Annotated in this window: 17 protein-coding genes and 1 pseudogene; 9 read left to right on the forward strand and 9 right to left on the reverse strand. The window is 71.0% G+C overall.

Features of this window, described 5'->3' with window-relative positions; translation table 11 throughout:
- Positions 1–203 precede the first annotated feature (203 nt).
- The gene (locus GA0070624_RS01155) at positions 204–2582 is read left to right on the forward strand and encodes a M28 family peptidase (RefSeq protein WP_091335814.1); all 2379 of its coding nucleotides are present in this window, start codon (positions 204–206) and stop codon (positions 2580–2582) included.
- Positions 2583–2732: 150 nt separating this feature from the next.
- Positions 2733–3827 carry a C40 family peptidase gene (locus GA0070624_RS01160; RefSeq protein WP_245718610.1) on the forward strand — a complete coding sequence of 365 codons (1095 nt, stop codon included), beginning with the start codon at positions 2733–2735 and terminating at the stop codon, positions 3825–3827.
- A 77-nt stretch (positions 3828–3904) separates the two neighbouring features.
- Here the strand turns inward: GA0070624_RS01160 and GA0070624_RS34525 are convergent, their stop codons facing one another.
- The 3 genes from GA0070624_RS34525 to GA0070624_RS01175 all read right to left on the reverse strand — a co-directional run bounded on the left by GA0070624_RS34525 (position 3905) and on the right by GA0070624_RS01175 (position 7484).
- Positions 3905–4324 (reverse strand): DUF2267 domain-containing protein, encoded by a 420-nt coding sequence (locus GA0070624_RS34525; RefSeq protein WP_176731551.1) that lies wholly within the window; start codon positions 4322–4324, stop codon positions 3905–3907.
- A gap of 374 nt (positions 4325–4698) precedes the next feature.
- A complete protein-coding gene (locus GA0070624_RS01170; RefSeq protein WP_141714914.1) occupies positions 4699–6714 on the reverse strand; it encodes a beta propeller repeat protein in 2016 nt (671 codons plus the stop codon).
- Positions 6715–6833: 119 nt separating this feature from the next.
- Positions 6834–7484, reverse strand: a complete 651-nt coding sequence (locus GA0070624_RS01175) for a DUF2306 domain-containing protein (RefSeq protein ID WP_176731965.1) — start codon at positions 7482–7484, stop codon at positions 6834–6836.
- Positions 7485–7673: 189 nt separating this feature from the next.
- Here GA0070624_RS01175 and GA0070624_RS01180 point away from each other — a divergent pair, with 189 nt between their 5' ends.
- Together GA0070624_RS01180 and GA0070624_RS01185 are read left to right on the forward strand one after the other, a co-directional pair.
- Positions 7674–8369, forward strand: coding sequence for a TetR/AcrR family transcriptional regulator (locus GA0070624_RS01180; protein WP_091335824.1), 696 nt, complete (start codon positions 7674–7676; stop codon positions 8367–8369).
- Entirely contained in the window at positions 8345–8707 is a 363-nt protein-coding gene (locus tag GA0070624_RS01185; RefSeq protein ID WP_218105092.1) for an ATP-binding protein, read from the forward strand. Before GA0070624_RS01180 ends, GA0070624_RS01185 begins: the two co-directional genes overlap by 25 nt.
- 32 nt (positions 8708–8739) lie before the next feature.
- Here the strand turns inward: GA0070624_RS01185 and GA0070624_RS01190 are convergent, their stop codons facing one another.
- The 4 genes from GA0070624_RS01190 to GA0070624_RS01205 all read right to left on the reverse strand — a co-directional run bounded on the left by GA0070624_RS01190 (position 8740) and on the right by GA0070624_RS01205 (position 12347).
- The gene (locus tag GA0070624_RS01190) at positions 8740–10572 is read right to left on the reverse strand and encodes a SpoIIE family protein phosphatase (RefSeq protein ID WP_281180939.1); all 1833 of its coding nucleotides are present in this window, start codon (positions 10570–10572) and stop codon (positions 8740–8742) included.
- 183 nt (positions 10573–10755) lie between these two features.
- Positions 10756–11010 (reverse strand): Smr/MutS family protein, encoded by a 255-nt coding sequence (locus tag GA0070624_RS01195; RefSeq protein WP_013736060.1) that lies wholly within the window; start codon positions 11008–11010, stop codon positions 10756–10758.
- A gap of 108 nt (positions 11011–11118) precedes the next feature.
- Positions 11119–11487, reverse strand: a complete 369-nt coding sequence (locus GA0070624_RS01200) for a tetratricopeptide repeat protein (RefSeq protein WP_091335828.1) — start codon at positions 11485–11487, stop codon at positions 11119–11121.
- 89 nt (positions 11488–11576) lie between these two features.
- The gene (locus tag GA0070624_RS01205) at positions 11577–12347 is read right to left on the reverse strand and encodes an ROK family protein (RefSeq protein ID WP_091335831.1); all 771 of its coding nucleotides are present in this window, start codon (positions 12345–12347) and stop codon (positions 11577–11579) included.
- Positions 12348–12436: 89 nt separating this feature from the next.
- Here GA0070624_RS01205 and GA0070624_RS01210 point away from each other — a divergent pair, with 89 nt between their 5' ends.
- From GA0070624_RS01210 to GA0070624_RS01220, 3 genes and pseudogenes are all read left to right on the forward strand, one after another.
- On the forward strand, positions 12437–14074 hold the full coding sequence (locus GA0070624_RS01210) for an ABC-F family ATP-binding cassette domain-containing protein (RefSeq protein ID WP_091335833.1): 1638 nt from the start codon (positions 12437–12439) through the stop codon (positions 14072–14074).
- Positions 14075–14112: 38 nt separating this feature from the next.
- A pseudogene (locus GA0070624_RS01215) lies at positions 14113–14358 on the forward strand (hypothetical protein); the annotation flags it as partial.
- 141 nt (positions 14359–14499) lie between these two features.
- The gene (locus GA0070624_RS01220) at positions 14500–15225 is read left to right on the forward strand and encodes a methyltransferase domain-containing protein (RefSeq protein WP_091335837.1); all 726 of its coding nucleotides are present in this window, start codon (positions 14500–14502) and stop codon (positions 15223–15225) included.
- A gap of 160 nt (positions 15226–15385) precedes the next feature.
- On the opposite strand, the gene GA0070624_RS01225 is transcribed toward GA0070624_RS01220, so the two are convergent.
- On the reverse strand, positions 15386–16396 hold the full coding sequence (locus tag GA0070624_RS01225; protein WP_091335839.1) for a LacI family DNA-binding transcriptional regulator: 1011 nt from the start codon (positions 16394–16396) through the stop codon (positions 15386–15388).
- Between the two features lie 130 nt (positions 16397–16526).
- A complete protein-coding gene (locus GA0070624_RS01230; protein WP_245719108.1) occupies positions 16527–18017 on the reverse strand; it encodes an amino acid permease in 1491 nt (496 codons plus the stop codon).
- A 317-nt stretch (positions 18018–18334) separates the two neighbouring features.
- Between GA0070624_RS01230 and GA0070624_RS01235 the strand changes: the two genes are divergently transcribed.
- Both GA0070624_RS01235 and GA0070624_RS01240 read left to right on the forward strand, forming a co-directional pair.
- Positions 18335–19996, forward strand: a complete 1662-nt coding sequence (locus GA0070624_RS01235) for a glycoside hydrolase family 10-like protein (protein ID WP_091335843.1) — start codon at positions 18335–18337, stop codon at positions 19994–19996.
- A gap of 174 nt (positions 19997–20170) precedes the next feature.
- A complete protein-coding gene (locus GA0070624_RS01240; RefSeq protein WP_091335845.1) occupies positions 20171–20710 on the forward strand; it encodes a phospholipase in 540 nt (179 codons plus the stop codon).
- The last annotated feature ends 118 nt before the right edge of the window (positions 20711–20828 follow it).

The following is a 20828-nucleotide window of genomic DNA, read 5'->3' on the forward strand; positions in this document are numbered from 1 at the left end:
AACACGAGCGGCGTCGGAGCGGGCGGGACGCGCGGGCCTACCGCTTCGTGAGCGACAAAGCGGACGGCAGATGTTACGCCGGGATCGACTTCCGGTACCGGACGCAGCAGTTCCGGGCGCGTTCCGAGCCGGGCGGAGTCCCGCTCGGGGACCACGGCGGTGCAGGATGATCCCACCCTGACCCCACCCCCCGAGGAGTCTCCGTGGGCGCACCCCTCGCCCGCCCCGCGGACCGGGCACTGGCCCGGCCGCGCCGCCGGCTGCCCGCCGCCGTCGCCGCGCTCGCCGCGCTGCTCGCCGTGGGCGCCGGCGTGCTGCTCGACCTGCGTACCCCGGCGCCCCGTCCTACCGACGCCCCGGCCTCCGAGTTCAGCGCCGACCGGGCGTACGAGAACGTCAGGGTGATCGCGGCCCGGCCGCACGTCGCCGGCAGCGCGGCCAACGACCAGGTCCGCGAGCACGTCGCGGGCGTGCTGCGCGGCCTGGGCCTGCAGACCGAGGTGCAGGACACCGTCGCCCCGGAGGCCGGGCAGCTCAGCGGGGCCGCCGGCGGGGCCACGCTGGCCCGGGTCCGCAACGTGGTGGCCCGGCTGCCCGGGAGCGACCCGACCGGGCGGGTCTTCCTGGTCGCCCACTATGACTCGGTGCAGTCCGGGCCGGGCGGCAACGACGACGCAGCCGGCACCTCCACCATCCTGGAGGTGGCCCGGGCGCTGACCACCGGGCCCCGGCCCCGCAACGACATCGTCTTCGTGCTCACCGACGCGGAGGAGGCGTGCCTCTGCGGCGCCTCGGCGTTCGCGTCCAGTCACCCGCTGGCCGCCGACGGTGGGGTGGTGCTCAACCTGGAGGCGCGCGGCTCGACCGGCCCGGTGATCATGTTCGAGACGTCGCGGAACAACGCGAAGCTGGTGGACGTCTTCGGCCGGGCCGCGCCGCACCCGGTCGGCACCTCGTTCGCGGTGGAGATCTACCGGGCGCTGCCGAACGACACCGACTTCACCGCCTTCCTGGACCGGGACTTCGTCGGGCTGAACTCGGCGTACATCGACGGGGGCGCGGTCTACCACACGCCGCTGGACACGCCGGCGGCGATGGACCGGCGCAGCCTCCAGCAGCACGGCGACAACGCGCTCGGGCTCGCCCGCGAGTTCGGCCGTACCGATCTGAAGGCGTTGCGCTCCGACCACGACGCCACGTACTTCCCGGTGCCGGGCGGGCTGGTCCGCTACCCCGGTTGGCTCACCCTGCCGCTGGCTCTGCTCGCCGTGGGCACGGTCGGCGTCCTCGGCTGGCTGCTCCGGCGCCACGGCCGGGTCACCACCGGCCGGCTCGTCGCCGGCTTCGGGCTCACGCTGCCGCCGATCCTGGCCGCCCCAGTCGGCGCGTCGCTGCTCTGGGCGGCGGTCACCACCCTCCGCCCCGGCTACGCCGAACTGCTCGACCCGTACCGGCCGACCTGGTACCGGCTCGCCGTGGTCGCGCTCGCCGCCGCGGTCCTCCTCGCCTGGTACGCGCTCACCCGGCGCTGGGCCGGCCCGGCCGCCCTCGCGTTCGGCGGGCTGGCCTGGCTGGCCCTGTTCGGGATGCTGCTCGCCGTGCTGGTCCCAGGTGGGGCGTACCTCGCCACCCTGCCGGCGCTGGCCGGCGCGCTCGCCGGCGTCATCGCGCTGGCCACCCGGCTCGACGGCCCCTGGCCGGTGCTCGCGGTGACCCTGGCCGGCGCGGTCGGCGTGGTGATCCTGCTGCCCACCGTGGCGCTGCTCTTCCCCGCGCTGGGCATGGCGATGGGCGGTGTCGCGGCGCTCGTCTCGGTGCTGCTCGGCCTGGCCGCGCTGCCGGTGGTCGACCTGCTGCACCCGCAGGCCGGCGGGCAGCGCGGCCTGGTCGCGCTCCAGGCCCGCCGGCTGGGTGCGCTGCCCGCGCTCGCCGCCGGGCTCGCGGCGGTGGTGTTCGCCGGGGTCGGGCTCCGCGTGGACCGCTTCGACGCCGCGCACCCGGTGCCCACCCACCTGATGTACGCCCTGGACGCCGGCACCGGCCAGGCCCGCTGGCTCAGCCACGAGGACGACCCACAGCCCTGGACCGACGGGTACGTCGAGGGCAAGGTCTCGGTGGTCGATGACTTCCCCGGCCTCGGCGACGGCGAGCTCCGCGCCGGGCCGGCTCCGGCGGCGAACCTGCCCGCACCGAAGCTGGAGGTGATCTCGGATACCCGCGCCGGCGACCAGCGGGTTCTGCGGGTGCGGCTCGTCCCGCAGCGCCCGGTCCGGCTCGCCTCGCTGCACGTCGACTCGTCCACCGCCACGGTGAAGTCGGCGGGGGTGGCCGGGCGGGACGTGCCGGTGCAGGCGCGGGAGGGCCGGTGGGGCTTCGGCATCGTCTTCCACGCCCCGCCACCGGAGGGGATCGAGGTGACGCTGACCGTGACTCCGAAGGCGGAGAGGGTGGGGCTGCGGGCGATGGACGCCAGCGACGACCTGGCCGGCCTCCCCGGCTTCCGCCCCCGCCCACCGGACGTCGGCATCGTCGGCTCGCACAGCTCCGAGATGCTCGCCGTCGCCCGCACCTACCAGCTCTGACCCGGCGCTTAACAGAAGGTGCCCGGCTGACAGCGAGGCGAATTGGGCGTTACCGGTGCCTTGCTTTGGTCAGACCGCCTTCCCTAGTGTTGGTCAGCGTCCGTCCCGGTGTGGGGGCTCGGGGACAGCAACCGCCGAAGGAGTCGACCCGTGCCACCCCCGCCGGCAACCCCGCCCCGATCGCGTGTGCTCGCCCGGATCCTCGCCGCCGTGATGGCCGCCCTCGTCGCCATCCTGCCGGCGGCCAACGCGCACGCCGCCCCCTCGGCCGCCGAGGTGCAGAACCAGATCGACGCGGCCTGGCAGAAACTCGAACCGGTCATCGAGCAGTACAACAAGGTCCGCGCCGAGTTGGCGGTGAACAAGAAGAAGTCCGCCGAACTGAACGCGAAGATCGAGCCACTCGGCAGGACCGTGGACGTCACCAGGGGCCGCGTCCAGGAGATCGCCACCCGCTACTACAAGGGGGGCTCGGTCTCCACGCTCAACGCGCTGCTGTCCAGCGGCTCGCCGACGGCGTTGGCGGACAACCTGGAGATGTTGGACCGCCTGGCAAACTCGGAACAGCGACAGATCACCTCCCTGTCGAGCCAGCAGGCGACGTACGACGCCGAGAAGAAGACGATCGACGTGCTGATCGCGCGCCAGGAGCGCCAGCAGGCCGACCTCGCCGCCAAGAAGAAGACGATCGACACGGAGATCAAGCGGCTGGAGGCGCTGCAGAAGCAGGTCGCCGCAGCCGAGGCGGACGCCGCTGCCAAGGCCGCCGCCGCCAGGGCCGCCGCGGCCAGGGCGGCGGCCGACGCACAGGCCGCCGCCACCGCGTCCAGCACGTCACCGATCAAGTCGACCAGCTCGCTGTTCATCGGTGGCCAGTGCCCGGCCGTCCCGATCAGCGGCGATGGTGGCATCGCGGCGAAGACGGCCTGCCTTCAGATCGGCGAGCCGTACGTGTGGGGTGCCGACGGCCCGGACTCCTTCGACTGCTCCGGCCTGACCCAGTACGCCTGGAAGTCAGCGGGAGTGAGCCTGACCCACTACACGGGCGCCCAGTGGAACGAGGGAACGCCGGTGAGCAGAGAAAATCTCCGTACGGGTGACCTCGTCTTCTTCTACTCCGATGTGCATCACATGGGCATCTACGTCGGCAACGGGCTGATCGTCCACGCCCCGCACACCGGTGACGTGGTTCGGATGGCCGAGCTGTCGAACATGCCCTATGCCGGTGCTCGCCGCCCCGGCTGACGACCCGCTCACCGCGGCTGTTGCCCACCGGATACCTGCTCACCCGTGACGGGGCGTTGGTCGAGGCGGTCCCTCCGCTATGCGCTGCGCGGCCTGACCTCGACCCGCGCGCCGGCCTGGATGATCTCCCAGAACTCCTTCGGGAGTTGCGAAACCAGGTCCTGCAACTCGTCCTTACTCACGACCTCACCGATGGTGCTGAGCACGGCCCGCATGCCGGCGTCGGCCATCGCCACGTCGACCCCGGCGCGGGCCGCCACCCGCTCGACAAACTCGTCGAGCTCGAACGACTCGGCGATCTGTGCCCCCATAGCCGTGGTGGTCTTGTGCAGATTCTGCCGTAGCTCTACCGGAAGCTGCCCGGCGATATGGCTCGCCTGACCGGCGGTGATCCGGTCGGTCAACGTTTCCAATGTCGCGCGGCTGACTGCCTCGGCCTTCTCCGACGGCACCCCGGCACGCCTCGCCACGACCTCTATGAAATCGGCGTAGTTCACCTCGAAGCCTCCTCCCCGATGAAGCCACCGTCTACCCGCGCCCCTCACGGTGAAACGGCCTCCTAGGTCCGGCACGGACTGAGTTACCCGAGAACAAGATCGAAACCTTCGGGCCGGAACGTCACGATCCGCCGCGCCGGCTAAGCAGCCGCTCGCGTGCCCGATCGTCGCTCCGTGCGCGTGCCGAACTGGTCGAGGTGGCGGGCGACCTCGGCGTCTCGGCCATCGATCGGACGGGCGTAGTGGCGGGTGGTGACCTGGCGCGGCGGTCCCGCGTTCGTTGCGGGCCGTTACCGCCACTTGACGAGGGGCCGGACCCCTCCCGTCCGCAGTGGACGGGAGGGGTCCGGCGCGCGCCGTTGTTGCGCGGTGAGTCAGCGCAGTGCCAGCCGGTACACGCCGCTCCCCGTGCCCGCGAACAGCCAGTGCCCGTCGGGCGAGACCAGCACCGAGTGCACGTCAGGGTCGACGAGCTGCGCGGAGACACTGTTGCTCCAGTGCAGGCCACCGTCGTCGCTGCGGAACACGCCCTGACCGGGCTCATACTTGTCACGCGAGGCCGCGAACAGCGTCCCGTCCGGGGCGAAGGTGACGTCGTTGTAGAACACTCCGGGGATGTCGGCGGCGTCGCTGAACGACGCGCCGCCGTCGTGGCTCACCTTGATCATGTTGCGTCCGACGGCCACGATGTGGTTGGGGTCGGTGGGGTCGATCGCAACCCGGATCACCACTCCGTCGAACACCTTGTCCGCGGTTGACCCGGAATCCGTGCTGTGGTAGAGGCCGGTCGCGTCACCGATCCACAAGGCTCCGTCGGTCCGGGGGTCAATGGCGACCGACCCCACGCTTTCCATCCCCGGATACTGGTGGAATGTGAGGGTCGCGCCGCCGTCCTGGCTGGAGTACACGCCTACGGCGGGGTACACGGACGCGGCATAGACCTTCGACGGATCGCGGGGGTCAACAGCAAGCGACCATGACACGCCGCCCACGACATTCAGAGTCCGCCAGCTCGCCCCGCCGTTGGTCGAGCGCTCCAGGGCGAAGCAGTCGCCCCCGCAGAGGCCGCCGCGCGTCCTCAGCACGCCTCCCCGCTCGCCCGGTACGGCGGCCAGCGCATCGATTTCGTTGCCGAAGATGGGGGTCCTCTGCCCGGTCCACCCCCACTCCTGGTAGCCGGGCTGGAGGTTCTCGGTCAGGGGTGCCGTGGAACGGTAGCTACCCGCGTAGGCCGTACCGGCGACAAGCGCGGAGCCCGCGACGGCCAGCGTGTTGACCTGGGCGTCCGGCACGCCGATGCGCTGGAAGCGAGTCGAGTCCCGAGTCGTGAAGATCCCGGTGCCACCCGCCGACACGACCTGCTCGTACGGGCGGTCCGGAAAGCTGCCGGTGTCGTTGTAGTTGTCGAGCGCGCTGGTCGCTTTCGGCTTGGGGGTCCACGTCCGGCCGAGATCGCTGCTCACCCACAGGTTTTGCTTGCCCGTTCCGTCGGCCGACACCTCGCCCGTCTGCACCTGGAGCTCGCCGGTCGCGGTCAGCCCGGTGTGGTAGATCGAATCGCCGGCACCCCACGGCCCGGACAGCTGGGTCCAGCTGCGGCCGCGGTCGGTGGAGAAGACCGCGCCGCGGGCTTGGTTGGAGGCGACCAGGACCGGCCCGCGGACCGACAGCTTCTCCACCCAGAGATCGCCCGGAACCGGCAGCTTCCGGGCCGGGCCGGCGGTCCCGAGCGCGTCCTCGACGAGGTAGATCCCCTCGCGGGTGCCGACGAACAAGTCGTCGCCCTCGAGCGCGAGCCGGGTCGCCGCGTTCGGCGAGCCGGGGAGCGCCAGCCAGTGCATGCCCTGGTCCGAACTGACGAAGACTCCCGCGTCACCGGCCGCGAATACGTACTGCCCTGAAGGCGACACCACGACATCGGACATTTCGGTGGGACTGTCCAGCACCGTTTGGAACGTCCGGGCGGCGTCGTCACTGCGCAGCAGAAAGCCCTGCCCAGTGCCCGCAACGATCCCCGCTACGTAGACGACGTCCGGGTCATGGGGATCGGCTGCCAGATGGGTTCCTCTGCCATCGGGGATCCCGAACTTGGCCTGCGGCAGCCACGTCAGACCGTGGTCGTCGCTCCGGTCGACACGTCCGCCCCGGTCAGGCAGCACATACACCCGGGACGGCATGGCTGGCGTGAACGCGAGATAGCCACCGCTGGCGTTGGGGCCCATCGACTGCCACTGTGCCGCGCTGGCGGTGTTCGATGTGCCCGTCTCGGCCGAGGCGGGCATGGCCGCGACCCCGGTGAGGGCGGTGCTCAGACCCAGTGCGAGCAGGGTCCGCTTCATGGTGGTGAGGTGCATGGACGGAGCCTCAGGCAGACGCCAGTTGTTCGCCACTGTTCGATGCTGTCCGAACTGTGCCGTGGCGCATTTACGTCACCTACGGTTCGGTGGCTGCACCCGGGGAGCGACTTCCGCGACCGGGCAGGGATCACCCCGGCCGAACCCAGGGCGGTTCAGCTGGCAAGAGCGCCCACGCGAGGCTCGGTAAGGCCGAGGCTCGGGGTTGGCTTGGTCGGCCCCTTGCGGAGCGCCCATTCGGTCACGGCAAGGTTGATCAACCAGCCGGCAAGCATCAGCAGCGCCCGGCCGAGGCCTCGCGGCTGACCGGCCAGCAGGATCCAGGGCAGGTGGGTCAGGACCTGAGTACCCGCGCCGAGACCGATCGCGTAGCCGCGGGCCATCCAGGCGCGGTGGCGGGCGATGTCCCGACGCCGGATGGCGGCGAAGCCGAGGACGATGCAGCCGACCATGGCTGAGCCGAAGACGAGCCGGAAGCCGGTCAGGAGCTCGCCGTCGCTGGGAGGGCGGGGATAGAACAGCGTCATCCACAGGCCCGACAGCGCCGCGGCGAGCCCGCAGGGGACCAGCAGCCGCCCGGTGGTGCGGTGCCAGGCGGGTCTGCGGCGGCGGAGGCCACGGGCGAACTGGAACGCTCCCAGCAGGCAGTACAGGGTGACGCTGAAGATGTGCACCAGCACCGGTACCGGCGAGGCGAAGAACCGGGCGTTGTCCTGCGTGACCGTCGCACCACTGGTGAGTTCGGCAACCCGGGCGGCGCCGGCGATCACAGGTGCGGCGCTGAGCACGATCAGCCCGACTGGCAGCAGCCACTCTCGCTTGGCGGAGACGGTCACCCCGGAGTCCCTTCTCTCGTTCAGGTCGCGTCCGCTGACCGGCCGCTGAAAGACGACTTTGGGTGTACGGCGTACACCTGTCGATCAGGGTAGGGTGTACGCCGTACACCGTCAAGAGCGGGGTACCGGTCTGCACCTGTCCGCAGGAAGGCGGTCGAGATGGTCCAGCAGGTAGACGACACGCGCCGGGCGCCTCTCAACCGGGACCGCGTGCTGCGCGCCGCCGTCGCGCTCGCCGACGAGGCGGGGATCGACACGCTGAGCATGCGTAACCTCGCCCAGGAGCTGGGCGTCGTGCCGATGGCGCTCTACAAGCACGTGGCCAACAAGGAACAGCTCCTCGACGGCATGGTCGACGTCATCGTCGGCGAGATCGAACCCCCGGCCGGCGATGCCGACTGGAGAACCGCGATCCGCCAGCGCATCCTTTCGGCCCGACGTGTGCTCCTGCGCCACCCCTGGGCGTCGCGCGTGATCGAGTCCCGCTCGCAGCCCACCCTGGTGGTGCTGGACTACCTGAACTCGATCGTCGGCATGTTCCGGGCCGGCGGCTTCTCCGTCGACCTCACCCACCACGTGATGCACGCTCTCGGCAGCCGCGTGTGGGGGTTCACCCAGGAACTGTTTCCTACCTCACCGCTGCCCGCCGACCCGGAGCTGCAGGCAGTCATGTTCCGCGAGATGGCAGGCAGGTATCCCCACATCGCGGAGATAGCCGTGGCCGCCCACGACGAAGGGTCGGTCGTGGGCCGAGGCTGCGACGACCAGTTCGAGTTCGAGTTCGCGCTCGACCTGCTGCTCGACGGCTTCGAAAAGCGCCATCAGCAGGGGTGGACGTCCACCAACCAGTCCTGACGATCCGCAGGCCAGCCCGCCGCAGCGCTCTGGCCTGGCTGGTCGACGGCTGGGCTGCCAGGGCCGACGATACCGTTCTCGCCACCCACGAGTTGGTGATCAACGCTCTGCGCGTCTCGGCGTCCGTCGAGATGGCCTGCTGGTCCGAGGCGGACACGCTGGTGGTTGAGGTGTCCGACCAGGGACCGGGGCTGCCCGACGAGACCGTCGGCTATGTCCCGCCAAGCAACAACCAGGAGGGCGGCCGTGGGATGTGGCTCGCCTGGAGCCTCGCGGACGACGTTGCCGTCGCCACCGGCGACACGGGCACCCGAGTCCGGCTGTACTTCTCCCACTGAACCGCCCTGCCAACCGGGATGATCCCCTTCTGTCATCTCGCCTCCCGGCCCGGCTGCTGTTCGTCCCTACCGGTTTCAGGAGGGGGATGGCGGTGCCTGGGTATGCGGAGCGCGAGGACGGCGATGTCGTCTTCATGACCTGGATCGGGGACGGCTGCGATGACAGCGTCGACCAGCTCGTCGAGGGAAAGGTGTGCGTGGGCGGCGAGGCACGAATGCAGCCTCGCGATGCCTTCTTCCAACGTCTCGGAGCGACGCTCCATCAGCCCATCGGTGTAGAGGAGCAGTGTCGAGCCAGGGGACAGCGGCAGGCGGTGGTTGGTGCGGCCGAGGAGGCGGCTCGCGCCGAGCAGGGGATCGCGGCCGGGCAGTGTCCGTGCGCTGCCGTCGGGGCCGACGAGTACGGGCGGCGGGTGGCCGGCGTTGGACCACAGTAGGTGGGAGCCGTCGGGCGTGGTTTCGACGTAGGCCAGGCACACTGAGGCGATTGAGTGGTTGCCGAGAAGGTGGTTGGCGTTGTCGAGTCGCCGCAGCAGGGCCGACGGTGGTTCGTGCCGGTCGACGAGGTAGCCGCGCAGGATGGAACGGAGCTGCCCCATCTGCGCGGCGGCGTTGATGTCGTGTCCGGCGACGTCCCCGATGACGATCGCGAGGTCCTTATCGATCTTTACCGCGTCGTACCAGTCGCCGCCGACCTGGTCGCGGTGGTGCGCCGGCTGGTAGCGAGCGGTCAGCTCCAGATGGTCCAACGGGGGAAGTTGGCTGAGCATGGCCCGTTGCAAGGTTTCAGCTGCAAAGACGCGGTCCTGAAGGTGGCTGGCCCGTTGTAGCGCGTGGGCGACGTAGCCAGCGAGTGAGGTGATGACAGCCTGTTCGTCGATCTCAAGGGGATGGGGCTCCGGCCAGGCGAAGAACAGGGCACCCATGGTCCGACCGGGGCCCGGCAACGGGGCGGCGGCGATGGCGTGCCAGCCCACCGCTTCGATCTCTTCGGCCAGGTGCGGGTAGCGGGCGAGGATCGCCGGTCTGTCGTCGAGGAAGACGGGCGTGCTGGTACGGACGGCGTCGGTCGCCGGCAGCGGGTCGGTGAGCGAGATGGGTCGCCGGTCGGCGAGCCAGGGCGGAAGCTGGGTGGAGCTGGTCAGCTCGATGCGGTCCTGGTCGTCGCGGATGAACAACCCGACCTGGGACGGGCCGAGGGTGCCGCCGAGGAGGTTGCTGACGGCGGCGACGACGCCGTCGAGGGTCTCCGTGTTGGCAAATGCGGTGCTGGCGGCGAGCAGGGCCTGGCCACGGTCGAAGGCAAGGGTCAATCGGTTGGACAGCTGCTCGGCCACGATCTGGGCAGCAACCCTCGCCTCTACCTCACGCTTGGCTCGGGTGGCAGTGATGCGCAGCCGCAACTTCGCCGAACAGGCGGCGGCCAGATCATCCAGCAGATCAAGCTCTGCGTCGGTCCAGATCCGGGGCGCGGTGTCGATCGCGCACAGGGAGCCGAGGATGTTGCCCTGGTCGTCGAACAGCGGCAACCCGGCGTACCCGACGACCCCTAGATCCTCGATAGCCGGGTTGTTGCACACGCGATCATCGCCGCGAGCGTCGGTGATCACGAGAGGTTTGGCCGACATCACGACCTGCCGACTGAAGGAGTGGCTGAGGGGAGTCTGCCGGGTGGTAGCCCAAGGCTGGTCCAGCCCGGTCGCGCCGGGGAAGTACTGGCGGACATCGTCGACCAGCGACACCAGAGCCACCGGAACGCGAACGATCTTGGCGACCATGCGTGCGAAGCGATCTAGCGCCTCGTCGGGTACAGCACCCAGGGCAGTCGCGCGTACCGAGGTCAGCCGGGACTCATCGTCCAACACACTGCTACCAGCCCACCTGAAAGTGCGCCGCCCGTTCGGGATCGGCGTCGGCCAACATACCTGAGGCTCACGTCCTACCCAAGCCTCAGAGCCAGCACACGCCGTTGTACGACCAGGTGCCGTCTTTGCAGATCGTCATGATCAGATGGCACAGATCCGGCACAACCGAGGAAGCCGGGGCTCTTACTTCCAGCGGAAGTGCACGAAGAGGCGGCCGAAGTTCTTGGAGTCCTTCTCCACGCGGTGGTAGAGCTGCTTGACGTCCTTCTGGTCGAGGAAGCGCAGCACCCGCTTCTTGAGCTGGCCGGAGCCCTTGCCCGGAATGATCTCCACGAGAGTCGCCTTCTTCGCCACCGCCTCGTCCATGATCCCGCGCAGCGCCCGGTCGATGTCGTGGCCCTTGTTGAAGATGTCGTGGAGATCGAGCTTGAGCTTCACGACTCCATCGTAGGCCGGTCGGCCGTCCGTCCCCGGAGACGCATCGGGGCAGCCCTTTCGAGCTGCCCCGTTCATGCCCCCGGCCGACAGCGGCCGGGCGGCAAGCGATCAGCGGCCGCCGCTGACCCGGCTCTCCACCCGGCGCAGCGCCTCCGTGTAGTCGGCGTTGGTCGAGTACATCGCCGCGGCGATCCGCAGGTGCCGCAGCGCGTCGACGTGCCGGTTCAGCCGCTCCAGCGTCCGGCCCAGCACGTGGTGCGCGTAGTGGTCGCTCGGGTCCCGGTCGACCAGCTCACGCAGCTGCTCCTCGGCCCGGTTCAGCTGGGCCGACTGGAAGTACGCCCGGGCCAGCAGCTGCCGTACCGAGCGGTTGCCGGGTTCCGCCTCGACGATCGGCTCGAGCAGCCGGGCCGCTCCGGTCGGGTCACCCGCTTCGAAGAACATGGTCGCCCGCCGGTAGTCCGCCAGAAGATCCATTCGACCCACCCCCCTCGTGTCGCGCCGCCCTTCTTCGACGCTGGCACAACAACGGCGGCGCCGCGAGTGTTCCTCGCATGGAAGTTGCGTCAGGGGGTGGGGTCGTACTGGTCGGCCACCAGGTCCCAGGCTCGAACGCCACCGACGATTCCGGCCGTGTTCGGGACAACCACGACGTCGTCGCCCATCCGGGCCAGTTGTTCCGGGCGGATCAGCCGGGAGTTGCCCCCGCCCAGGTAGAGCCGGTCCCAGCGGAAGACCGGACGCAGCCCGTCCACCACCTGCCGGATCCGCCGGGACCAGAACGCGTCGCCGAGCCGGCGGCGCTCGGGCTCCCCCACGTACGTGTCGTAGGTGGTGCCCCAGCGGACCGGCGCGTGCGAGAGCTCCAGGTGCGGGGCGAGCATCCCGCCGTCGAAGAGCGCGCTGCCCAGCCCGGTGCCCAGGGTCAGCACCAGCTCGCAGCCGGTCCCGGCGACCACCCCGGCGCCGTGCACCTCGGCGTCGTTGAGCACCAGCGCCGGGATCCCGAACGCGTCCGCGAGCGCGCTGCGGGCGTCGTACCCGGACCACTCGGCCACCAGAGCCGGATCGACCCGGCTGCGCGGCCCCGACCTGGTCACGTAGTGGGGGGTGGCTACCACCACCCCGTGCCGGATCATCCCGGGCATGCCGACCGTCAGCCGGTCCGCCGCCGGCAGCCGACCCCCGAGGCTCAGCAGGGTCTTGACGAAGAGCGACGGCGGCAACGGGTACGGCGTGGGCACCCGCAGCGGCCGGGCCCGCATCGTCCCGGCGGCGTCCAGCACGGACGCCTTGATCCCGCCACCGCCACAGTCGATCGCCAGAGTGGTCACCACGACCGTGAGTCTCCCTCAGGTCCGTGGCGCGCATGCACCGGGTTATCCGATCGGCGCCAGGTGGACGCGGCGGTAGGCTCGGGCTCCTCATGAGCGCCACGCTGATCGTCAAGGACCTCGCCGCCGGCCACGGCGACCGCCTGCTCTTCTCCGACCTCGACCTGGTGGTCGCCCCGGGCGACGTGGTCGGGCTGGTCGGGGTCAACGGGGCCGGCAAGTCGACCCTGCTGCGTACCCTCGCCGGGCTCCAGCCGGTCGAGCTGGGCAGCGTCGCGCTCAACCCGCCCACCGCCACCGTCGGCTACCTGCCGCAGGAGCCGGAGCGCCGGCCGGGCGAGACGGTCCGGGACTTCCTGGCCCGGCGTACCGGGGTCAGCGGGGCGCAGGCCGCCCTCGACGCCGCCACCGAGGCGCTGAGCGCGGGCGGGGCCGGCGCCGACGACGCGTACGCCGAGGCGCTGGAGCGCTGGCTCGCGCTCGGTGGCGCGGACCTGGAGGAGCGCGCCGAGCAGGTGGCCGCGGAGCTGGGGCTGACCGTGGACCTGGACCAGCCGATGACCGCCCTCTCCGGCGGCCAGGCGGCCCGGGCCGGGCTGGCCTCGCTGCTGCTCAGCCGGTACGACGTCTTCCTCCTCGACGAGCCCAGCAACGACCTGGACCTGGCCGGATTGGAGCGGCTGGAGCAGTTCGTCACCGGGCTGCGCGCCGGGACGGTGCTGGTCAGCCACGACCGCGAGTTCCTCACCCGGACGGTGAACCGGGTGCTGGAGCTGGACGTGCACCAGCAGCAGGTGCGGCACTACGGCGGCGGCTACGCGGCCTACCTGGAGGAGCGCGAGGTGGCCCGCCGGCACGCCCGGGAGGAGTACGAGGAGTACGCCGACACCCGGGCCGCGCTGGAGGCCCGGGCCCGCACCCAGCGGGCCTGGATGGAGAAGGGCGTGCGCAACGCGCGCCGCAAGGCCAGCGACAACGACAAGGTCATCAAGCACTTCCGCGGCGAGACCAGCGAGAAGCAGGCCGCGAAGGCCAGGCAGACCGAGCGGCTGATCGAGCGGCTGGAGGTGGTCGAGGAGCCGCGCAAGGAGTGGGAGCTGCGGATGGAGATCGCCGCCGCGCCCCGCGCCGGCGCCGTCGTGGCCGCGCTCCGCGGTGCCGTCGTACGCCGGGGCGGCTTCACCCTCGGCCCGGTGAACCTCCAGATCGACTGGGCCGACCGGGTGGCGATCACCGGGGCGAACGGCTCCGGCAAGAGCACCCTGCTCGCCGCGCTGCTCGGCCGGCTGCCGGTGGATGAGGGCCACGCCGCGCTCGGCCCGGGCGTGGTGGTCGGCGAGGTGGACCAGGCCCGCGGGCTCTTCCTCGGCGACCAGCCCCTGGTGGACGCCTTCGGCGCGGCCGTACCCGAAATGGCGCCCGCGGACGTGCGGACACTGCTGGCCAAGTTCGGCCTGCGCGCGGCGCACGTGCTGCGCCCGGCGGCGACCCTCTCCCCCGGCGAGCGGACCCGCGCGGCGCTGGCCCTGCTCCAGGGGCGCGGAGTCAACCTGCTGGTGCTGGACGAGCCGACCAACCATCTCGACCTCCCCGCGATCGAGCAGCTCGAATCGGCGCTCGCCAGCTACCCGGGGACGCTGCTGCTGGTGACCCACGACCGGCGAATGCTGGACGCGGTGAGCGTCAACCGGCGGCTGCGGCTGGACGCCGGACGGATCGCCGAGGACTGATCCGTGCCGGCCCGGTCGCGCCGGGTGAGAATGACCCCATGCTCAAGTGGGAGTACGCGCTGTTGGTCCGCCGGCGCCAGGCGGCCACCACCGACATCGGCTGGGAGGTCGTCTTCATCTGGTACGGCCCGGAGGGCTCGATGGTCGACGTCACTCCGTACGGCGACACCGCGCTGGCCCACCTGAACCGGGCCGGTGACCAGGGCTGGGAGCTGGTGGCGATGAGCGAGGACCCGTCCCTGCCCGGCAACAACGAACTGCACCGCTACCACCTCAAGCGGCCCAAGCCGGCCGCCCCGCCGCCGCGCCAGCGGATCCGGGCCACCGGTCGGGGCGGCCGGCGCACCATCTCGGGGTAGCTCGCCCGGGGGCTGACCGCGCATATCGGGTGGGGATCTGGGTATCGCGCGGCCCGGAGGTGGCGCATGGTGGCGATCGGGCAGGCCGCGCCCTCGGCCGAGCGGCTGCGGGCGGTGGACGTTTTCCTCGCCGAGGCGTGGGCCGACCTGGCCCGGCACGACGACCGGCTGCGCCCGCTGACGGTGGAGGTGCGCTTCGACCGGGGCGTCGCGCACCTGACCGGGGAGGTCGCGACCCCGGTCGAGCTGCGGCTCGTCCGCGACCTGGTCGGCCGGCTCGCCGGCGTGCTCGGCGTCTGGTGCAACGTACGCGTCGCCGGTCGGGACCCGGTCGTGGTGGACCTGGGCTGCGGGGCGACCAAGCAGTGGCCGGGCAACCTGGGGCTGGACATCTACCCCGCGCCCGGGGTGGACGCGGTGGCCGACCTCTCCGGCACCCTGCCGCTCGCCGACGACTCGGTGGACGTGTTCTTCGCGGTGCACATCCTGGAGCACCTGATCGATTTCCTGCCGCTGCTCGACGAGTGCCACCGGGCGCTCCGGCCGGACGGCGTGCTGCACGTGATGAGCCCCTGGTGGCGGCACGTGAACGCGGTCGCCGACCCGACCCACGTACGCCTGCTCGACGTGCAGACCTTCAAGGGCATCTGCGGCCAGCGCCCGCCCGGCACCCCGCGCTGGTACCCCCTGCACGCCGCCTGCGACGGCGCCTCGATCTTCGCCGATCTCACCCCCCTGCACGCGGACGATCCGATCCCCACCCCCACCCACCTCTCCCGCTTCTTCGACTGACCCGCCCCACCCCGCCCACCCGTTCAGGATCCGCGCCCAAGATCCGCGCAAATTCACGGAAAGAGTGCCTGTCCGCGGCGGGAAAGGCACTCTTTCCGTGAAAAGGGCCCAGCGGGCGGGGGCCGGCGGGCGGGGCGGGCGTGCGGTGGGCGGGGGTGGGTCAGGGGCGGCCGTGGGTGCTTTCGCGGAGGGCGAGGCGGTGGGGGGCGGTCAGCTCCCTCGGTGGGGCCTGGCGATCGCCGTCGATGCGGCCGGCCAGCAGCTCGACCGCGAGCCGGGCGATGCGCTCCTTGTCCGGGGAGACGGTGGTGAGGGTGGGGATCGAGAAGCGGCCGTCCTCGATGTCGTCGAAGCCGGCCACCGCGACGTCCTCGGGCACCCGCAGCCCGGCCTCGTGCAGCGCGCGCAGCGCGCCGAGGGCGAGGGTGTCGTTGAAACAGAAGACCGCGTCGGGGCGTACCCCGGAGGCGAGCAGGTCGCGCATGGCGGCCGCGCCGTCCGCGCGGTGCCAGGCCGGCGCGGGCGCCACCAGGCGCTCGTCGTAGCCGATGCGGGCGGAGTCGAGGGCGGCGGTGTAGCCGGCCAGGCGGAGCCGGGCGCTGGCGCCCTCGGGGGTGCGCTGCGAGCCGATGGCGGCGATCCGGCGGCGGCCGAGCTCGATCAGGTGGGCGGTGATCTCCCGGGCCGCGGCCACGTTGTCGACCACCACGTGGTCGGCCGGGCCGTGGTCGACCCGCTCGCCGAGCAGCACCATCGGCATGCCGTCGAGGCCGGAGAGGTCGTCGGCGGTGAGCGCCAGCGGGCTGAAGATCAGCCCGTCGATCATGTGGTCGCCTATCCCCGAGGCGACCTTCCGCTCCTGCTCCGGGCCACCTCCGGTCTGGTGGATGAGCACCGTCCAGCCGTGCTCGGCGGCGGCGGTGACGACGTGCCGGGCCAGCTCGGCGAAGTACGGGATGTCCAGCTCGGGAACGCCCAGGGCGATCACCCCGGTACGCCCCTTGCGCAGGTTGCGCGCCGACAGGTTGGGGCGGTAGTTGAGTTCGGCGATCGCCTCCTCGACCCGGGCCCGGGTGTCCGGCCGGACGTGCAGGTACCCGTTGACCACGTTGGAGACGGTCTTCACCGACACGCCGGCCCGCTCGGCGACGTCCTTGAGCCTGTGCCGCACTGCCCACCCTCCCGGCGTCGGTACTGCCGGCACTGTACCCCGTCGGTACCCTTTTACAACGTTGCTTACAACGTTGTAGGAGCCTGTGGTATGGGCGCGACCGCGGTCACCCCGGCGGGTGGGGTCGGGGTCAGTGGGCGATGGGGGTGGGTTCCTCCGGGTGGGCGTGCTCGCGGCGGGCGAGGCGGTTGCGGCGGTAGCCGTAGCCGAAGTAGATGAGACCGCCGAGCAGCATCCAGGCCAGGAACCGGATCCAGGTCTCCACGGACAGGTTGAGCATCAGGTAGAGGCAGGCCAGCGCCGAGATGATCGGTAGCACCGGGGAGAACGGCACCTTGAACGGCCGGGTCAGGTCGGGACGGCTGCGGCGCAGGATCGGCACGGCGACGGAGACCAGCACGAACGCTAAGAGCGCGCCGATGCTGACCAGGTCGGCCAGCGCGGAGAGCGGCAGGAAGCCGGCGAGCAGCGCGACCCCGACCGTCATGATCGCCGAGATCCGGTACGGGGTGCCCCAGCGCGGATGCACCTTGGCGATCGACGGCGGAACCAGCCCGTCGCGGGCGATGGCGAAGCCAATCCGGCCCATCGCCACCAGGCCGACCAGGATCACGCTGGTCAGGCCGGCGATGGCCGCGATGGAAACGAGGTTGGCCGCCCAGCGGGCGCCAGCCGCCTCGAAGGCCGAGGCGATCGGAGCGCCCTCGTCGATCTCGGTGTACGGCACCATGCCGACCACCACCAGCGAGACGCCGATGTACAGCACGGTGGAAATCGCCAGCGTGCCGAGCAAGCCCAGCGGCAGGTCCCGGCGCGGCTTCTTCGTCTCCTCGCCGAGGTTCGCCACGGCCTCGAAGCCGGTGTACGCGAAGAAGACCACGGCGGCGGCGGTGAGCACCCCGGCGAAGCCGAAGACCGACGGCTCCAGCCCGAAGATGGCCTGGGTGACCGGCTGCCGGATGCCGTCCTCACCGCTGGAGGCCGGCTCGGCCGACGGGATGAACGGGCTGAGGTTGGCCGCCCTCACGAAGAACAGCCCGGCCACCACGACGAACACGCAGATGGCCACCTTGACCAGGACCAGCAGGTTGGCCACCCGGGCGGACTCGCGGATGCCGACGATGGCCACCAGCCCGAGGATCAGCACGATGGCGACGGCGCCGAGGTTGACGATGCTGCCCTCCTCGCCGAACCAGGCGGTGGGCAGGTCCAACAGCTCGGCGAGATAGCCGGACCAGCCTCTGCCCACCACCGCCGAGCCGAGCGCGAACTCCAGCAGCAGGTCCCAGCCGATGATCCACGCGACGATCTCGCCCATGGTCGCGTACGCGTAGGTGTAGGCGCTGCCGGCGGTCGGCACGCAGGAAGCCAGCTCGGCGTAGCAGAGCGCGGCGAGCAGGGCGACCACGCCCGCGACGGCGAACGAGACCACCACCCCGGGGCCGGCGTGGTTCTTCGCCTCGATGCCGGTCAGCGTGAAGATCCCGGTGCCGATCACCATGCCGATCCCGAAGCCCATCAGGTCGACCGCGCGGAGCCGGCGGCGCAGCCCCGGCCGGCCTCCGGTGCCGTCGGCCGCACCCTGGGCCACCACGTCCTTGATCGGTTTGGTCCGCAGCACTGACAACGGCGATCACCCTCTCCACCGCGCGACCACCGGGCTGGCGGCGCGTGACCGGCCAAGCTACCCAGCCCTGCGGGTTGCGAACCATGCCACATCGTGTCGAAAAGGTCACGGCGCAGCGTGGGGCCGAGCCCACCGTCGGACGTTTGGCCGCACCTGCCCATCGATCCGTCCGGAAGTCTTGCGCGACCCGGGCCAATGGTGAAAGTTTTCTACCAGCGACCGATACTCTGCGGCGAATCTTGCCGGATGCGCGGGGCGTCCGTCGTGTCCGAACCCCGCCACGGGAGCCCCCAACGAAGGGACCGCACCGCATGAAGGCAACTCGGCTCAGAGCCGCCGGGCTCGCCGTAGCACTGCTCGGCGCGCTCGTCGCCGCCGGCCCCGCGAGCGCCGCGGAGACCGACCCGGCGACCGCCCCCAGCACCACCACCTGCACCACCGACCCGGCCACCCCGAAGCGTCAGTTGCGGGCGATGTGGATCGCGTCGGTGACGAACATCGACTGGCCCAGCAAGGCCTCCCAGACCGCCCCGGATCAGGTCGCCAAGCAGAAGGCGGAGTACCTGGGCTGGCTCGACCTGGCCCAGAGGCTCCACCACAACGCCGTCGTGGTCCAGGTCCGCCCGACCGCCGACGCGTTCTGGCCGTCGTCGTACGAGCCCTGGTCTGAGTACCTGACGGGGGTGCGCGGCCAGGACCCGGGCTGGGACCCGCTGGCCTTCCTGGTGGAGGAGTCGCACAAGCGGAACCTGGAGTTCCACGCCTGGTTCAACCCGTACCGGGTCTCCATGCCGGCCCCGAGCGGCGCCGGCGCGGACATCTCGAAGCTGGCCCCGAACCACCCGGTCCGGCAGCACCCGGACTGGGTGTTCGCCTACCCGCCGGCCGGGGTCGCCGGCAGCCGGCTCTACTACAACCCCGGCATCCCCGAGGTCCGCGAGTTCGTCCAGACCGCGATGATGGACGCCGTCAACCGGTACGACATCGACGGCGTGCACTTCGACGACTACTTCTACCCGTACCCGAGCGGCACCTACCAGGTGCCGGACGACGCCACCTTCGCGGAGTTCAACCGGGGCTTCACGAACCAGGCGGACTGGCGGCGGGACAACATCAACCTGCTGATCCAGGAGATGAACGCCAAGATCAAGGCGGCCAAGCCGTGGGTGAAGTTCGGGGTCAGCCCGTTCGGCATCTGGCGCAACAAGTCCGCGGACCCGGCCGGCTCGGACACCACCGGCAGCCAGTCGTACGACATCATCTCCGCCGACACCCGCAAGTGGGTCAAGGAGGAGTGGATCGACTACGTCGTGCCGCAGCTCTACTGGTACATCGGCCAGTACCCGGCCGCCGACTACGCCCGCCTGGTGCCGTGGTGGGCCGAGACGGTGCGCGGCACCCGGGTCCAGCTCTACATCGGACAGGCCGACTACAAGAGCGGTGAGCCGGTGTACGGGCCGTTCTGGCAGAACCCGCACGAGCTGTCGAACCACCTGACGCTGAACCGGTCGTACCCGGAGGTGCTCGGCAACGTGCACTTCTCGGCCGTGCAGGTGCGGGCGAACCGGCTCGGCGCCACGGACATCTACGCCGCCGAGCACTACTCCCGGCCCGCGCTGGTCCCGGCCATGCCGCACCTGCCGGCTCAGCCGCTGCTCGCCCCGGTGGTCACCGGCTCCGAGCGGCAGGCCGACGGGGTACGCCTGACCTGGCGGCAGCCGGCGAACGGCGAGGGCCCGCTCGGCACCGCCACGGGGTACGCGATCTACCGGTTCGACGGGGCCGCCATCGCCCAGACGTGCGACTTCGCCGACGCCGCCCACCTGGTCGCCACGATCCGCGGCACCGCCGAGGACGCACAGTCCTGGGTGGACAGCACCGCCGAGGCGGGGCAGCGGTACACCTACTACGTGACCGCGCTCGACCGGTTGTGGAACGAGAGCCCGGTCAGCCCGCCGCACTTCGTGCACTGACGGCTGAGCGAATGCCCCGGACGCCGCGGCGTCCGGGGCATTCGTCTGTTTGGACGCATGTCATCAACAGTTCGCGCCGCCCATCGCCCGGCGTCGCGGGATTAATCGACACTGATCGACATCCGGTGACCCGCCGGTGACCGCCGTACCGCAGACACCCCCGCGGAGGTACCCGTGTCCAGACGCCTCGTCACCCTCCTCGCCTCCGGCACGTTCGCGCTGCTCATCGTGCTCGGCGTGGCCTCCCCCGCGGCCGCCGCCGTGAGCAGGGAGCAGAAGCTGAGCGTGCTCTACAGCTGGACCCAGACCAGCGCCACCAGCTACAACGCCTGGAACGCCGCCCGCCTGAACAAGGCCGCCTGGTCCGAGTACGCCTTCGACTGGTCGACCGACTACTGCTCCTCCAGCCCGGACAACCCGCTCGGGTTCAACTTCGCGCTCTCCTGCTACCGGCACGACTTCGGCTACCGCAACTACAAGGCGATGGGCCTGTTCTCGGCCAACAAGTCCCGCCTGGACAGCGCCTTCTACGCCGACCTCAAGCGGGTCTGCGCGACGTACAGCTACGTGGTCCGGCCGGCCTGCTACAGCCTGGCCTGGACGTACTACGAGGCGGTCAGCGTCTTCGGCTCCGTCGCCGCCGTCCAGCAGTCCGACATCGACCGCGCCGCCCGGATGAAGGCCGACGCCGAGCGCCGCGCCGCCCTGCGCTGATCCACTCCCGCCTCCTTTCTGTCGATCAAGAGGTTTGCGTCCGGATTCGGCCTGGACGCAGGCCTCTTGATCAACCCGTCGCCAGGACGGGACGGCGAGGGGGCGGGTTCAGGCGTGG

It is taken from the genome of Micromonospora rhizosphaerae (assembly GCF_900091465.1).
Classification (GTDB): Bacteria; Actinomycetota; Actinomycetes; order Mycobacteriales; family Micromonosporaceae; genus Micromonospora; species Micromonospora rhizosphaerae.

Bases quoted from the DNA above. Each gene is read 5' to 3' on its own strand.
- GA0070624_RS01180 (WP_091335824.1), top strand. From the start codon at position 7,674: ATGGTCCAGCAGGTAGACGACACGCGCCGGGCGCCTCTCAACCGGGAC.
- GA0070624_RS01200 (WP_091335828.1), bottom strand. From the start codon at position 11,487: ATGGATCTTCTGGCGGACTACCGGCGGGCGACCATGTTCTTCGAAGCG.
- GA0070624_RS01210 (WP_091335833.1), top strand. From the start codon at position 12,437: ATGAGCGCCACGCTGATCGTCAAGGACCTCGCCGCCGGCCACGGCGAC.
- GA0070624_RS01220 (WP_091335837.1), top strand. From the start codon at position 14,500: ATGGTGGCGATCGGGCAGGCCGCGCCCTCGGCCGAGCGGCTGCGGGCG.
- GA0070624_RS01235 (WP_091335843.1), top strand. From the start codon at position 18,335: ATGAAGGCAACTCGGCTCAGAGCCGCCGGGCTCGCCGTAGCACTGCTC.